The sequence below is a fragment of the Halovulum dunhuangense genome, assembly GCF_013093415.1.
Classification (GTDB): Bacteria; Pseudomonadota; Alphaproteobacteria; order Rhodobacterales; family Rhodobacteraceae; genus Halovulum; species Halovulum dunhuangense.
Genome location: NZ_JABFBC010000006.1, coordinates 37,701 through 51,727, shown reverse-complemented (window position 1 = coordinate 51,727; position 14,027 = coordinate 37,701). Strand labels below are relative to the sequence as shown.

The following is a 14,027-nucleotide window of genomic DNA, read 5'->3' as shown; positions in this document are numbered from 1 at the left end:
TATAGATACAATTTCCATTGATTGTGAGGGGCCATCAACAGGATGTTCCACATCATCCTAGCAGGTTTCCCTGCCTGCCACACCCCGAGAGTCGATGCAAAAACCTAAGCCAAAGAGGCTGGTGAAGCCATGCATGAGTAGTTCCGTCGAGCGTCAAACAGTCGTCCGTGGCACTGAAAAGCGCTCAGCGCGTTTGGGATTGCCCCTGAGAGCTCCTATGCGCCGTGCATGCGGCCTTGATGCGATTGGCCAGGGTAAGGGGACAGCCACAAACGGAAACAATCTGTCAGCGGGCGTCTCAGAAGGTCATGGGCTTATGGCTGCCGTTGAACGCGACGGACTGTGGGCTTCCGCAACCGCCACAGCACGGCCCAATTCCCGGCGACCGACGCGAAATTCTGGGTCATCGCTGCGAAGCGCGGGATCGCGCCAGCCTGCTTGGGCCAGCGATGCCCGATCCTCTTCCAAGACAGCCGAGGACGGCGCCGTGCCGTTTCCGTGTCCAAAATCCGACGAGTCTCTGAGAGGCCCGTGGACGGCCGAAAATCGTCGACGCACGTTCCCCCCTGCTGCCGACCAAGATGATCGCCAGCGAGCCTCCTAAGGCGCCTGCGCCCCCCCTCCGACACTGGGGGGCGCTGCTTCCGCTCCACCCTGTCGGCCGCCTGAAAGAGTCCGGTCTCGAGCGCGCTAAATGTAGCATCGAGCGCCAACTGTGGACCCATCCATACGGATCTGGGCACCAATATAAGGATCCGCGCACCGGAAGTCGGCCCACAGCCGACACTGGAACCTAAGAGGGGCGCGGCCGTTCTAGGACTTCCAGTATGAGCGCCCATGTCTGGGCAGGCGTCGTCTAGTGCAGCGTCGTGCAAACACAAGCCGCTGCCTCGCGCCGCTCGGGTAGCCTGTCATACCGAAGCACGTCTGGATTCCCGACAAGATTAATCGGATAAATTGTTGACAAGGATAGTCGTGAATTATATCGCAACCCGGCAGTGTGAATGCAGCAGGGAATTGCAGGCATGGAAAATCTTTCGGGCACCCTCGCGCCGGGCGTCTCCACCCTCGCTACCCGCGCTTGGGAATTCACCCTCCTGGGTGGACCGGCAATCTGGGCAATAGCGGCGCTTTCGGTCACGACTGTCGCGCTGATCCTGTGGAAGATCTGGAGGCTGGCGCTGCTCGGAGCCTGGACGGGCGGCCGTAGCGCGCGTCTTGCCCTCGATCTCTGGACCGGGGGACAGGAGCGTGAAGCCATCCGGCTTGTCTCCGACAGACGCACCTGCCGGGCACGGTTGCTCGCGGCCGCGATGTCTGCGCGGCAGGATCACACTCTGGGCGAAGCAGCAGCGCAGGCCGAGACGGAGCGCGTCGCCCGGGGCCTGCTGGCCCGCGCGCGATCGGGGCTTCGGCCACTCGAACTGATTGCAACGATCGCACCGCTGCTCGGGCTCCTCGGGACGGTTCTCGGCATGATCGCAGCTTTCCAGGCCTTGCAGGAGGCCGGTGCGCGCGCGGATCCTGGCACCCTTGCAGGCGGAATCTGGGAGGCACTTCTGACGACCGCGGCGGGTATGGCCGTCGCGATCCCGGCATCCATGGCGCTCACCTGGTTCGAGAGCATCGCCGACCGTCTGCGACACGACATGGAGGATGCCGCGACAAGGGTCTTCCTGCGCCCTATCGCTTCATCTGAAACACGCCGCCTGCGCGCGGCGGCCGAGTGAATGTTCGACTTCGATGTCCCCCGCCGACCGCGGCGGCCGAGCCTGACTCCGATGATCGACGTCGTGTTTCTGCTGCTGGTGTTCTTTATGCTTGCCTCGCGCTTCGGGCTGGACTTGCAACTGCCGCTCAACCTCGCCGGTGGCGTGAACGCCGACGAGTACGAGGGGCCACCCCGGCTTGTGGACGTGCTGCCGAAGGATCTGAGGCTGAACGGTGTCGCGGTCCGCGCTCAGGATCTGGCGACCAGTCTGGAAAACCTCACAGCGACACCGCAGGACACGATCATCCTCCGCCCCCGCGACGACGCATCGTTGCAGCGCGTGGTCGAGGTCATGGAAGCGCTTGCCGCTGCGGGGTTTTCCCGGCTCGTTTTGGTGGAGTGACTGGATGCGACTTGCCGATCCCTCCCGCCGTCAGCCGCCCGAAAGTGTGGTTCCCATGATAAACGTGGTGTTCCTGCTGCTCATTTTCTTCCTCATGACAGCGCAGATTGCACCGCCTGAGCCATTCGCCGTCGAGCCGCCACAAGCGGAGGCCGGGGACCCCGCCGGTGGCGATTTCACTATCTATCTCGCGCCGGACGGAACCTTCGCCTTTCGTGACGTGACCGGGGACGAGGATGCGCTCGCCGCTCTCGGGTCGGAGCTGGAGGCCTACTGTACGGCTGGTGAGTGTTCCGAAGCGGTCCCACGCCCGTCAGTAATCTTGCGCGCGGACCAGGCCGTATCTGGCGCAAGCGTTGCAGCGCTCCTGCCGCGTCTGGGCGCGATCGGATTTGCTTCCGTACAGCTGGTGACCGTCTCACCATGAAACGGTTCGCGGAGTTCACGATCTTTGTCGCGGCATCAGCGGGGCTGCACGTGGCAGCATTCGCCATCGCCCCGGCGGAGGAAGGTATCAATGCCGCTGGTGAGGGTGGCGAGGTCGTCATTTCCCTCACCGCCTCAAGCGCAAGCCTGGCCGACATGGTCGTCGACTGGGAACGCCCGCCCGAGATACTGACCGCATTTGAGCCACCACCAGCCCTGCCTCCATCGCCGGTAGAGCCTCCGCAAATTGAGGCCCCGCTCGCGACGGAAGCGTCCGTTGCCATGGCGAGGCCCGACGCGCCGGGTCTTGCCCTGCCGCAAGCAGAGGAGGCGCCCGAGATCGATACGACCGCCCCGCCGCCGCAAGCCGAACCGCCGATAGAGGCAGAGGCGGAAGAACCCGAGGCGGAACCGCAAGAGACAGACCTCGATAGCACCGCCGCCGTCGAGACGAGCGCCCGCCCCTTGGCCCGACCGCGCGACTTTGCCTCCGTCGAAAGGAGCGAAGCCGCGCCTGTACAGCGAAGTCAAGCGCAGGCGAGCCCCTCACAACGTGCGGCCGGACAGTGGGACGGCGCGGCGGCCGGCAACGACCGACCAGCCGATACCTCGACATTGAGTCAGAACCAGCGGCAGAGTCTTACGGCGCGCTGGGGAGGGCAGGTGCGCGCTGCGATCGAGCGACGCAAGCGCTATCCACGTGATGCCACGGGCGCTTCGGGCACGGTAGTGGTCCGGATCACGGTGGGGCGCGATGGCAGCCTGAGGAATGTCGCGCTTGCCCGGTCCTCCGGCAGCGCCGCACTGGATCAGGCCGCACTCCGCGCGGTGCACACCGCCCGAAGCTTTCCATCCGCTCCCTCTGGCCTGACTGAGCCGACTTACACATTCACACTCCCGATGACTTTCAGCAGCTGACGCACCGAGGCGGCGCGCCTGCCCGCCGAGAGGAGATCTCATGACACGGCACAGCACATTCACGAAAGTCTCCAGTGCCAGTCCTGGGATGATGATCACGCAGATCCGGACCGGGCTTGAAGCCCGCGATCTCGTCTTTGCCAGTGACGCGGACGGTGCGCTCACCTGCGACACCGGCATCGGCCTACTGCGATTCAGTGCCGAAGATGGGTCGGTTGCCATCCGGGTAGAAGCGCCCTCGCGCAACGAGGTGTTCATGCTTCGCGAGAGCGTACTGGCACAGCTCGAGCAGCTCGGCCCGGCGCTGGTCGCTGGGATCGAGTGGCAAGGCGCTGAGTTCGCCTCGCCGTATCCGCCGAACTTCCGTGTGGCGCAGATCGTTGGGTGCACGCAGGTATCGGCGCGTTTCCTGCGGCTGCGGCTTGAGGCCGAAGATTTGGGTGATTTCGCGCGATCCGGATTGCATCTCCGCCTGCTTTTGCCACCCGCGGGACGGGAGCCCGTCTGGCCAAGCCTTGGGCCCGACGGCCGCACTCACTGGCCTACGGGTGCGGACCGGCTGCACACTCCGCCCTATACGATCAGACGCATCGATCCAGGCGCGGGCTGGCTCGATGTGGATGTATTCCTTCACGGCAATGGACCGACCTGCACATGGGCCAAGCAGGTTTCCCCGGGCGCCACGGTTGGCATGACCGGACCGGGGGGCGGCTGGTATCCGCAGGCGGATGACCTGATCCTCGCAGGCGACGAAACCGCGCTCCCGGCCATCGCCCGCATGCTCGAGGCGGCGGCGCCTGAGACGACTGGCAAGGCCCTGATCGCGGTCGAGGATGCCGGGGACCGGGGCGATCTTCAGAGGCCGCCGGGCGTGGAGGTAGTCTGGATCGAGCGCGGCAAGACAGCACAGCCCTTGGTTGGGGTGCTCAAGGAAATTGTTACTCGTCCCGGCCCGTATGTCTGGTTCGCCGCCGAGAAGGCCGAGGCCGCGCTCGCGCGTGACTACCTGCGCGAGACGGTGCAACTCGACCGAAAGGCCTGCCATGTCGCGGGCTACTGGGCGAAGATAAGTTGACAATAAAAGTCGGAATCAGTAACCCGCCACCGCCAAGCCAGTCGCCAGGTAAAAATAAGATTGAAAAAGAATGGAGCGACACATGCAGCTTAGCCGCACCGCCATCTCGTTCTGCGCATTGCTGGCGGCCGTGCCAACACTGGCGCAGGACATCCAGCTCGATCCGATCACGGTCGAGGACGCAAGCGACGAGGGGTTCTTCGGCGCGCCTGTGGCACTTGATACTGGCAGCGTCATGAAATCGGGAGACCCGATCCTCGAGACACCCCGCTCGGTGGGCGTAGTGACAGCCGAGGAGATCCAGCAGCGGGGCGCGCAGGACGTTGAAGAAGTCCTGGCTTACTCTACCGGTGTCGCCGTCGGTGAATACGGACTCGACAACCGCTCCGACTGGTACCTGATCCGCGGCTTCCGCCCTTCGACCTTCCATGACGGGCTCCAGGCACGCTACGGCTTCTACAACGACACCAAGCCCGAGCCCTTCCTTCTCGACAGTGTCGAGATCCTGAGGGGGCCCGCCTCTGGCCTCTATGGCAACGGCGAGGTGGCGGGCGTGGTCAATACCACCTCGAAGACCGCCGCCGAGGATTCCCCGAACGTCGTGCAGCTGCAGTTCGGCTCCTTCGGACGAAAGCAGGTCGGGGTGGACTATGGCAGCGATCTGACCGCGGACGGCACACTGAGTTACCGGGTCGTCGGGCTGTTGCGCGACGCCGATGCTCAGGTCGACTATTCGCGTGACGACGCCTTTGCCATCGCGCCCTCGATCACCTGGCGTCCGACGGCTGCCACGAGCCTTACGGTCCTCGCCAACGTCCAGCGCAACCGGACCAGTCCGATGATCCAGTTCGCATCCGTGGCCGGGACGCGCGACCCTGCGCCTAACGGACGGTTCCTGCCCGACAGTCTTTTTGTGGGAGAGCCGGGTTTCGACCGTTTCGACGCCGATCAGGACGCACTGACCGTCCTTTTCGAGCACCGCTTCAACTCTGTCTGGAGCACTAACGTCAATGCCCGCTACACGCAGGGTACCGCCGACTATCGGCATGCGTGGTGGGCCTATGACAACTTTGCCACCAACCGCTACAACCCCGACGGGACGATAAATCGCACTTTCTACCGTGCAGAGAACGAGATGGAGTCCTTCAATCTCGACGCGAACGCAACGGCCGAATACCGGCTGGGGACGTTGGACATGCGCACGCTTACTGGGATCGGCTATACTCGCGGCGAATACGACAGCGATTTCGGTTACGGGGCCGAGACGAACCCTATCGACCCGTTCGACCCCGTCTACACCGGATTTCCCGACATCGCGGTGACCGACACGCCGGCGAACACTGTCGAGGAATGGGGCGCCTATGTCCAGAACCGTGCAAGTCTCGACGACAGGCTCCACATTGATTTCGGACTCCGCTTCGGGCGCATTGAGACCGGCGAGACTTCCGGCACATTCCGCTCGGCCGCGATCTCTGCTTCGGACGAGGCGATGACGAAGAATCTCGCGGTACTCTATCGGTTCGATAATGGGCTTGCGCCCTATGCCAGTTATGCCGAGAGCTTCCGGCAGGAAATCGTGGGCTCAGACGCGGCTGGCGATCCCTTTGAGCCGACCCGCGGCAAACAATACGAGCTGGGCGTCAAGTATCAGCCGCCCGGCACCAACACGCTGCTCACGGCTGCAGTTTTCGACCTCATCAAGTCAAACCTGACTGTTGCGGATCCCGCGAACCCCGGCTTCCAGATACAGACTGGTGAGGCCAAGGTCCGCGGGCTCGAGTTCGATGCGGTTACCCGTATCGGCGACTTCACCCTCGATGCAGGCTACACCGTTCTCGACACTGAGAACGTGAGCGGAGAGCGGATCGAAACGGTGCCCGAGGACTATGGCTCGATCTGGGTGAACTACGCGCCGCTCGGTAGCGAGATCGAAGGATGGAGCGTAGGCCTGGGGGCGCGCTACAGTGGCGCAAAATGGGATGGTGCAGGCAACCGGAGCACGCCCTCCTACATGCTCTATGACGCGTCCGTGGGCTACACGTCGGAGCGCTACGACCTTCGGCTAAACGTTCGGAACCTAACCGACGAGCGGCACGTGACCTATTGTGGTGGTGGTGCCTGCTATTTCGGCGAGGGACGCACCGCAACGCTGACCGGGACCATCAAGTTCTGATGTTCAGGCTAGAGCAGGTCAGCAGGAGCCACGACGGGCGCGATGTGCTCAGGATCGACCAGCTCGCGCTTGGAAACGAGGGCGTTACGGTGATCCTTGGACACAACGGATCGGGCAAGACAACGCTGATGGGCCTGCTCGCGCGGCAGGACCGGCCGGACACGGGCCGGATCGCCCTGGAGGGTGAGCCACTTGCCGCCCTCCGACAGAGGGACCTGGCGCGTCGGGTCGCCTTCCTGCCGCAGCGTCTTCCGACGGTGCACGGCCTGACAGTGCGGGAACTGGTTCGCCTTGGTCGGTTTCCCTGGCGCGGAGCCCTTGGTGCCTGGCGGGAGGAAGACCACGTCGCGGTCGAGAATGCGATCGTGCGAACCGGGGTCACCACGCTCGCCGACCGACTGGTCGAGGAGACTTCGGGCGGCGAACGTCAGCGCGGCTGGATCGCCATGCTGTTGGCTCAGGATGCCCCCGTTTTGCTTCTGGACGAGCCGACCGCTGCTCTCGATCTGGCGCACGCCTTCGAGGTGATGGCGCTTCTGCGCACGCTCAGCCGCGAGGCCGACCGGCGGGTCATCGTCATCCTGCACGACATAAACCTCGCTACACGTTTTGCCGATCGCATCGTGGCGCTCAAGGGCGGCACGATCGCCTTCGATGGCCCGCCCGACGCGCTGCTCTCGGCAGATGTACTGCGTGGGCTCTACGGCATCGACATGACCCTATTGCCGCGTGCGGGCGCCTTGCCCCATGCGGTCGTTGCCTGAATTGGAGAAACCCATGCTGCGCATACTCGCCTTTCTCGCTGCCTTTACCACCGGTGCGTCCGCACAGTCGCTGAGTGACAGCCGCGGCCTTGTCGCGCTCGACGCCCCGCCAGAGCGGATCGTCGCGCTCAGCTGGGCCCTTGCTGAGCTTCTGGTAGAGCTGGACGTTACACCTGTCGGGGTTGCGGACGTCGAGGGCTATGGCACGTGGGTAGTGCAACCCGCGCTCCCCGAGGGCGTGGCCGACATGGGCTTGCGAAACGAGCCCAATCTCGAGCAGATCGCTGCGGTTGCCCCCGACCTGATCCTTGCATCGGATCAGCAATCTGACGTTGTGCCCATGCTCGAGCGCATTGCACCGGTGGCGCATTTCGAGTCCTTCACGGCCGAACATGACAACGCCGCCGCCAGCCGCGAAACCTATCTCGCCCTCGCCCGCATGCTCGGCAAGGAGGCCGAGGCAGAAGCCCGACTCGCCGATCTCGATGCGCGTATTGCAGCGGCGGGAGAGCGGGTCGCAACGCATTTCGGAGGTGACGTGCCTCCAGTGCTGCCGATCCGTCTGCTGTCGCCAACGAACCTGCGCCTCCACGGGGCAAATTCCATGGCCGCCGCTGCCCTGTCGCAGATGGGGCTGGATCACGCCGCGCCCGGAGAACCCACAGATTGGGGGTTCGTACAGCGCCCCGTGGAGGATCTGGCGGAGTTCGACTCCGAACTCGTGCTGGCCATAGAGCCCTTTCCCCAGCGCGACGAGTTGTTCGGAACGCAGCTCTGGCAGTTCATGCCCTTCGTGCGCACAGGCCGTTTCGCCGAGGTGCGACCGGTCTGGACCTTTGGCGGGGTGTTCTCGCTCGGATACATCGCGGAGGCCTTCGCCGAGAGCCTGATGACCATCGATCCCGAGGCCGCACGGTGAAATACCTGCGGGTCCTCATCCTGTCTTTACTTCCCGTCGCGGCGGAGGCCGTAACCATCGAAGACCGGCGCGGCCCGCAGGACTTCCAGACGATACCGCAGCGGGTCGTGGCGCTCGACTGGACGATGGCAACGCAACTACTGGATCTGGATCTCGCGCCCATCGGCGCGCCGGAGATCGAACTCTATCGAGACTGGGTACGCGATCCGGCAATGCCTGCCTCTGTCCAGGAGATCGGGCGGCGTGACGCGCCCGATCTAGAGACGCTGGCCCGGCTGCGACCTGATGCGATCATCGGATGCGACCGGTCCGCAGATGACGTCTCTAGCCTGGAGCGGATTGCGCCAGTCCTGGTCTTTGACTGCTTCAGTGCGCGACATGACAACATTGCCGAGGCGCGGCGTATCTATCTCGCCCTTGGCGCGCTTTTCGACCGAGAACGGCTCGCGATGGAGCGCCTCGCCACCGCCGAGAGCGAGATCGCAGGACATGCCGCGGACATCGCCCCGGACGTGGCACAGCTTGGAACCGCCGCCGTGGTGCGGCTCAACGGGGATGCCACCGCTTGGGTCTATGGCAGCAATTCCTTTGCCGAGGCCGCACTGGAAAGTCTTGGGCTTTCGAATACGCTGCCGCAGGCCGCCTCGCGATGGGGCGTGGCACTCAGGCCGGTAGAGGAGCTCGCCAGTGCCGATCGTGGTGCGCTTCTCGCAATCTTGCCACACCAGGCCGATCCCGCGCTTTTCGAAAGTCCGCTCTGGCGGTTCCTGCCGGCCGTTCGCGACGCGCGCTACCTCGAGGTGGACCCGGTCTGGAGTTATGGCGGCGCGCTTGCCCTGCTGCGGCATGTGCGGGCCTTTCATGCGGCGCTGTCCGGGCCTGGCGCATGAGGCTTGCGCTTCGGATCGCACCACCGGCCACCGCGGTTCTGGCAGCGCTGGTCGCAGGACATCTATGGGTCGGCAGCGACCTGCCCCCCTCTCGCATGGCCGAGCTTCTGATCGGATCACCGCCCGAGACGTTCGAGGACATCCGCTTCAGCCATGCAACGCTGCCACGAATGGCATTGGCACTGATGACAGGCCTCGCACTCGGGCTTGCGGGCAGCCTGTTCCAGCAGGTAACGCAGAACCTTCTTGCATCCCCGCTGACGCTTGGAGCGGCCTCGGGCGCGTGGCTCGCGATGGTTGCGGGTACGCTGATCGCACCCACGCTTGCAGCCGAACATGGGGCCTGGCTCAGCCTTCTGGGTGCCAGCCTGGCCTTCGGCCTCGTGGTCGCCATCGCAGGCCTGAGGGGCCTGATGGGGCTTCATGCCGTGCTGGCAGGAATGGCGGTGAACCTGTTGCTAGGGGCGGTCGCATCGGCGCTTCTGCTGCTCAAGAGTCCCTATTTCGGACATCTTTTCGTCTGGGGCGCCGGCGATCTGGGGCAGACGGGTTGGGACCGGACACTCTGGCTCCTGCCGCGGCTCCTGCCTGTCCTCGCGATTGCGCTGCTTTTGGGCCGAGGGCTTGCTCTTCTGCGCACGGGTGCGGCCGGCGCGGAAGCACGCGGCATGACACTCGCACCCTTTCTGGCGATCGCCGTGCTGCTGGCTCTTGCGCTGACGGCCCTGAGCGTAACGGCCGTGGGCATGATCGGCTTCGTCGGTTTGCTGGCGCCGAACCTCGCGCGCCTGTCTGGCGCAAGACGCCCTGTCGAAGAACTCCTCGCCAGCGCGGCGCTTGGTGGGATACTGCTTCTCGGCGCGGATCTGATCGCCGTGATAGCGAGCAATGCGCTTCCCGACATGGTCCCCACCGGCGCCGCGACGGCGGTCCTCGGCGCGCCCGCACTGATCTGGCTTCTCGGCCGTCGCCTCGGCGCTCAGGATCATATCCGCTTCGAGTTACCGCCGGGGCCCGCGCGGCTGTCCCGACGGACAAAGTTCGCAGTTCTCCTTGCCGCAGTCGCCTTGCCATCCGTCGCATTCCTCGTGGAGCAGAATCCGGAGGGGTGGAGCCTGACTTTACCCGAGGCCCTTATACTGGAGTTCCGTTGGCCGCGGGTGATCGCTGCTGCCGCCGCCGGCCTCGGGATGGCGCTGTCCGGCGTGATCCTGCAACGCCTTGTGCGCAATCCACTCGCCAGCCCCGACATCCTCGGCATGTCCTCGGGCGCCACCTTCGCTCTTGTCGGTGCGGCAGTTCTCGGGGGCGGCTCCGTTCACGACTTCAGCGCAGGCCTCGCGGTGGCTGGCAGCCTCTGCGTCCTTGCGATGCTTCTGTGGTTCGGCAGAAGGCACGGACACGCTCCGGCGGCTCTGGCCCTGATCGGCATCGCGCTTGGCGCCCTGCTCGACGCCCTTGTCAAGTTCGCCCTCGCAGCGGGATCCGAGGACAGCTTCGCTATCGTCGGATGGCTGGGCGGATCGACCTACCGCGTGGGGCCCGAGGCAGCCGTCGCACTTGCACTCTCCATGCTTGCCGCACTTGCACTCACATTTGCCTTCCGGCGCTGGCTCACGCTGCTGTCGGCAGGCGACACAGTGGCCGCGGGCCGCGGCCTTTCCCTCCCTCTTGCGCGCCCTGCAAGCATGACGCTCGCGGCCTCCATCGCGGCCGTCGTTACGGCCTTTCTTGGCCCCGTATCCTTCGTGGGGCTTCTTGCCCCCCACATGGCGGTCATGCTGGGCGCACGCCGGGTTGAAACGCAGATCTTGCTGGCGGGAGTGCTCGGCGCTCTCCTGATGACCTGCTCGGACTGGCTTGGACGAATGGCTCTGCACCCGATGCAGCTTCCCGCGGGCACGATCGCGGCAGTCCTGGGCGGCAGTTACTTCGTACTGCTCTTGGCGCGGGGGCGGATCCTGCAGCAGTGAACAGCGACCGGTGCTTTCCGTGTCCCGATGCAAACTAGCTGTTCGCGCGCATCTCGGAAGGCCGTCGAACTTCTTGCAGCGGTTGAGCATTTCAGACGAGCCAGAGCCTCAACGTCATCTGGATAGCCCCCTGTACGAGGTGCTCACCATCGGCGATCAGCAGCGCAAGGCGACGCAGCAATGGGATCATAGTTTCCATTAAAGATACTGTTTCGATCACCTATGAGCGCCCGTTGCTACGATGTTGCGCACCACCCTCACCCGCTATCCTGCTTGCCACACCCCGAGAGTCGATGCAAAACCCGGACCAAAGAGGCGAGTGACACCAGGCGTGAGTAGCCCCATCGAGGGTCCAACAGTCGTCCGCTAAACCGAGATTCCCTCAGTTCGTTTGAGATCCCACCTGAGAGCTCCTGTGAGCCACGCAGGCGGCCTTGAGGCGATTGGCCAGGGGAGGACAGCCGCAATCGGAAACAGTCTGCCAGCGGGCGTTTCAGGAGGTCATGGGATTCTGGCTGCCGTTGGAAGCGATGGACTGTGAGCTGCTGTGACCGCCGCGACATAGCCTAATTCCGGGCGCCCGTCGCGAAACCGTCAGTCATCGCTGCGAAGCGCGGGATCGCGCCGGCCTACTTGGGCCCAGCGATTTCCAACCCTCTTCCAAGCGAGCAGAGGACGGCGCAGAGCCATCTACGCGCCCAAAATCCGACAAGCCTCTGAGAGGCCCGTGGACGGCCGTTAATCCTCGAGGCACCAAGACCCTGCCGCCGACCCAAGATGATCGCCAGCGAGCCTCGTAAAGCGCCTGCGCCCCCCTCCGGCACTGGGGGTCGCGTCTTCTACTCCGCTCATCCGCTCCACCCTGTCGGCCGCCTGAAAGAGTCCGGTCTCGAGCGGGCTAAATGAAGCATCGAGCGCCACCTGTGGACACATCCATACGGATCCGGGCGCCAATATAAGGATCCGCGCACCGGGAGTCGGCCCACAGCCGACACTGGACCCTAAGAGGGGCGCCGCCTTTCTAGGACTTCAAGTTTTACAAGCTTCTCTGACTGCATACATCCTCCGCCACGCCGCGCTGAAATTTCGGTCAGCCGGCCCACGCGAAGACATGGAGATCTCGGCGAGCGCCACTTGCATTCAGACACAACCACGCATAACTCCGCCCAATCGCAGCCACGGATGATCCAAGGCGGTGCGCTGCGCGATCGCACCAGCAGACCCAATTCCTTTCGCTTAATGAAAAGCTTTTTTCAAAAACCTCTTGAAACCAAATAACAAATGATTAGACTGCTAAAAAATAAAAAGATTACATATAAGGAGAAAATAAAAGCAATTCGTCACGGCCTTGAATTTAACATTTCCCATTCCGATAAAACTATCTCTCTACATCCAGCGACCCTAAGCAAAAAATTAGACGACTACCATCTCGTTACATCCCTTGACAGCATCTTCACACTTACAAAGTATAATTCCCGGTATCCCATAGGGAAACAAAGAAGATTTTCTGGCCGGGCAGCTCTTGTACCGCAAATCGACCTCAGCAAATACAGGCTGTCGCCAAAAATTGAGGAGATCCGGGTAAGCTTGTCGGACATGAGGCCGGAGCGCCTCGAGCGCCTTCGCGAAATCCTGATTAAGGAAGGCATTGACGCCGAAATCTGTGCGCCGCGCAAGGCGGGCGGCCAAACTCGTCCGCAGCAGCTGAAAATAGTCCCGCCGTCCAAAAATCCTGCAGAAAAAATCCATTCCGCTTTGATCTATGCATCGCTAAATCTAAATGAAATAAAAATAGATGAACTGAAACTATCAATAGAATTTAAAGCTAAAAGGCCGACCGATTTAAGGTATGTCCGGATTGTAGAGATTTTGTGGCGCCACTTCATGCCACCAGAAGAACTATGGAACGCACCTGGGTTGAGGCCACGCTCGATTTGGCGCACTTACGCCAGCAGCCCTTCAGACAAAAGTGCTGACCGCGTCAACCTGCTTTTTGCTCCAATGACCGCCTCGGACTACCAAGAGTACACGCCGACCTTTCGTGGAGTAGAACTGGAACCGGATCCAATCCGTGATGCCGCCCTCAAACCGCAGAAAATGAAGCGTCCAGGCGCATACACCGCGATACACTGGGGCAGCCAGCGATCATCGATGCACTATGAAATTTTCTTTAAGTATAAGGACAAAAACGGCGTCTCACTAAAAAAAGAAGATCGTAGAGCAGTTCTTTCTCTGACAGCGGCTGGCCTTGGGCTGTCTCCTAAAGGCTATCTCTGTCTCGATGAGATTCCTGCATTTGTACGCAGCTTGAAGAAAGGTCACTTAAAGTTTTACCTTGCAACCATCCCCTATGCAAATACTCAACCATTAATGTGGAAACGCCATGCAAAATACTTTGTAAAGGCAGGGGTGTTTGGCGCCGCCTTGAAGGATTGGGCGGAAGCAGCACGCATCAAGGCCTTTAACCGCCTGGTTAACCGAGCCTCCCGACTTAAAGTGGAGCGCCTGCCTTCGCGTATTGGCGCTCACCTCACAGTGTATGACGACCTCAGCGATAAAGTCAGTGACGCGCTTATTCGATTAGCAGATAAATGGGAAACATCAACATAGTTTCTCTTCCGCAAGCATAGCTTAAATATAAGAATGCGTCAATAGATGAAAATTGGCTTTATGGCAACCTAAATTATTTAAAATTAACCTTATGTTTCACCCCTTGGAATAACGGGGTGAGAAAGAGTCGCGATCCGCCCAGACAAACCCTCAACGTGAGGCGAC

The 14,027-nt window shown here is 62.4% G+C and carries 10 protein-coding genes and 1 pseudogene; all 11 read left to right on the top strand.

What is annotated here, in order from left to right; translation table 11 throughout:
* Nucleotides 1-1,058 precede the first annotated feature (1,058 nt).
* Nucleotides 1,059-1,730: pseudogene (locus HMH01_RS17070) on the top strand (MotA/TolQ/ExbB proton channel family protein); the annotation flags it as partial.
* Nucleotides 1,731-2,114, top strand: coding sequence for an ExbD/TolR family protein (locus tag HMH01_RS17065; RefSeq protein ID WP_171327008.1), 384 nt, complete (start codon nucleotides 1,731-1,733; stop codon nucleotides 2,112-2,114).
* Between the two features lie 4 nt (nucleotides 2,115-2,118).
* Nucleotides 2,119-2,541, top strand: a complete 423-nt coding sequence (locus HMH01_RS17060; RefSeq protein WP_171327007.1) for an ExbD/TolR family protein — start codon at nucleotides 2,119-2,121, stop codon at nucleotides 2,539-2,541.
* The gene (locus HMH01_RS17055; protein WP_171327006.1) at nucleotides 2,538-3,458 is read left to right on the top strand and encodes a TonB family protein; all 921 of its coding nucleotides are present in this window, start codon (nucleotides 2,538-2,540) and stop codon (nucleotides 3,456-3,458) included. Before HMH01_RS17060 ends, HMH01_RS17055 begins: the two co-directional genes overlap by 4 nt.
* Nucleotides 3,459-3,549: 91 nt before the next feature.
* Nucleotides 3,550-4,533, top strand: a complete 984-nt coding sequence (locus HMH01_RS17050; protein ID WP_171327005.1) for a siderophore-interacting protein — start codon at nucleotides 3,550-3,552, stop codon at nucleotides 4,531-4,533.
* An 82-nt stretch (nucleotides 4,534-4,615) separates the two neighbouring features.
* Nucleotides 4,616-6,706 (top strand): TonB-dependent siderophore receptor, encoded by a 2,091-nt coding sequence (locus HMH01_RS17045; protein ID WP_171327004.1) that lies wholly within the window; start codon nucleotides 4,616-4,618, stop codon nucleotides 6,704-6,706.
* A complete protein-coding gene (locus HMH01_RS17040) occupies nucleotides 6,706-7,470 on the top strand; it encodes an ABC transporter ATP-binding protein (protein WP_171327003.1) in 765 nt (254 codons plus the stop codon). Before HMH01_RS17045 ends, HMH01_RS17040 begins: the two co-directional genes overlap by 1 nt.
* 13 nt (nucleotides 7,471-7,483) lie before the next feature.
* The gene (locus HMH01_RS17035) at nucleotides 7,484-8,389 is read left to right on the top strand and encodes an iron-siderophore ABC transporter substrate-binding protein (RefSeq protein WP_171327002.1); all 906 of its coding nucleotides are present in this window, start codon (nucleotides 7,484-7,486) and stop codon (nucleotides 8,387-8,389) included.
* A complete protein-coding gene (locus tag HMH01_RS17030; protein WP_171327001.1) occupies nucleotides 8,386-9,279 on the top strand; it encodes an ABC transporter substrate-binding protein in 894 nt (297 codons plus the stop codon). Before HMH01_RS17035 ends, HMH01_RS17030 begins: the two co-directional genes overlap by 4 nt.
* Nucleotides 9,276-11,252 carry a Fe(3+)-hydroxamate ABC transporter permease FhuB gene (fhuB, locus tag HMH01_RS17025; RefSeq protein WP_171327000.1) on the top strand — a complete coding sequence of 659 codons (1,977 nt, stop codon included), beginning with the start codon at nucleotides 9,276-9,278 and terminating at the stop codon, nucleotides 11,250-11,252. The genes HMH01_RS17030 and fhuB overlap by 4 nt, the downstream gene beginning before the upstream one ends.
* 1,281 nt (nucleotides 11,253-12,533) lie before the next feature.
* On the top strand, nucleotides 12,534-13,862 hold the full coding sequence (locus HMH01_RS17020; RefSeq protein WP_171326999.1) for a hypothetical protein: 1,329 nt from the start codon (nucleotides 12,534-12,536) through the stop codon (nucleotides 13,860-13,862).
* The last annotated feature ends 165 nt before the right edge of the window (nucleotides 13,863-14,027 follow it).

What these genes read in the sequence shown, in the direction of transcription:
- HMH01_RS17040 (WP_171327003.1), top strand. Translation starts at nt 6,706, where the DNA reads ATGTTCAGGCTAGAGCAGGTCAGCAGGAGCCACGACGGGCGCGATGTG.
- HMH01_RS17050 (WP_171327005.1), top strand. Translation starts at nt 3,550, where the DNA reads ATGATCACGCAGATCCGGACCGGGCTTGAAGCCCGCGATCTCGTCTTT.
- HMH01_RS17035 (WP_171327002.1), top strand. Translation starts at nt 7,484, where the DNA reads ATGCTGCGCATACTCGCCTTTCTCGCTGCCTTTACCACCGGTGCGTCC.
- fhuB (WP_171327000.1), top strand. Translation starts at nt 9,276, where the DNA reads ATGAGGCTTGCGCTTCGGATCGCACCACCGGCCACCGCGGTTCTGGCA.
- HMH01_RS17055 (WP_171327006.1), top strand. Translation starts at nt 2,538, where the DNA reads ATGAAACGGTTCGCGGAGTTCACGATCTTTGTCGCGGCATCAGCGGGG.
- HMH01_RS17045 (WP_171327004.1), top strand. Translation starts at nt 4,616, where the DNA reads ATGCAGCTTAGCCGCACCGCCATCTCGTTCTGCGCATTGCTGGCGGCC.
- HMH01_RS17020 (WP_171326999.1), top strand. Translation starts at nt 12,534, where the DNA reads ATGATTAGACTGCTAAAAAATAAAAAGATTACATATAAGGAGAAAATA.
- HMH01_RS17065 (WP_171327008.1), top strand. Translation starts at nt 1,731, where the DNA reads ATGTTCGACTTCGATGTCCCCCGCCGACCGCGGCGGCCGAGCCTGACT.
- HMH01_RS17060 (WP_171327007.1), top strand. Translation starts at nt 2,119, where the DNA reads ATGCGACTTGCCGATCCCTCCCGCCGTCAGCCGCCCGAAAGTGTGGTT.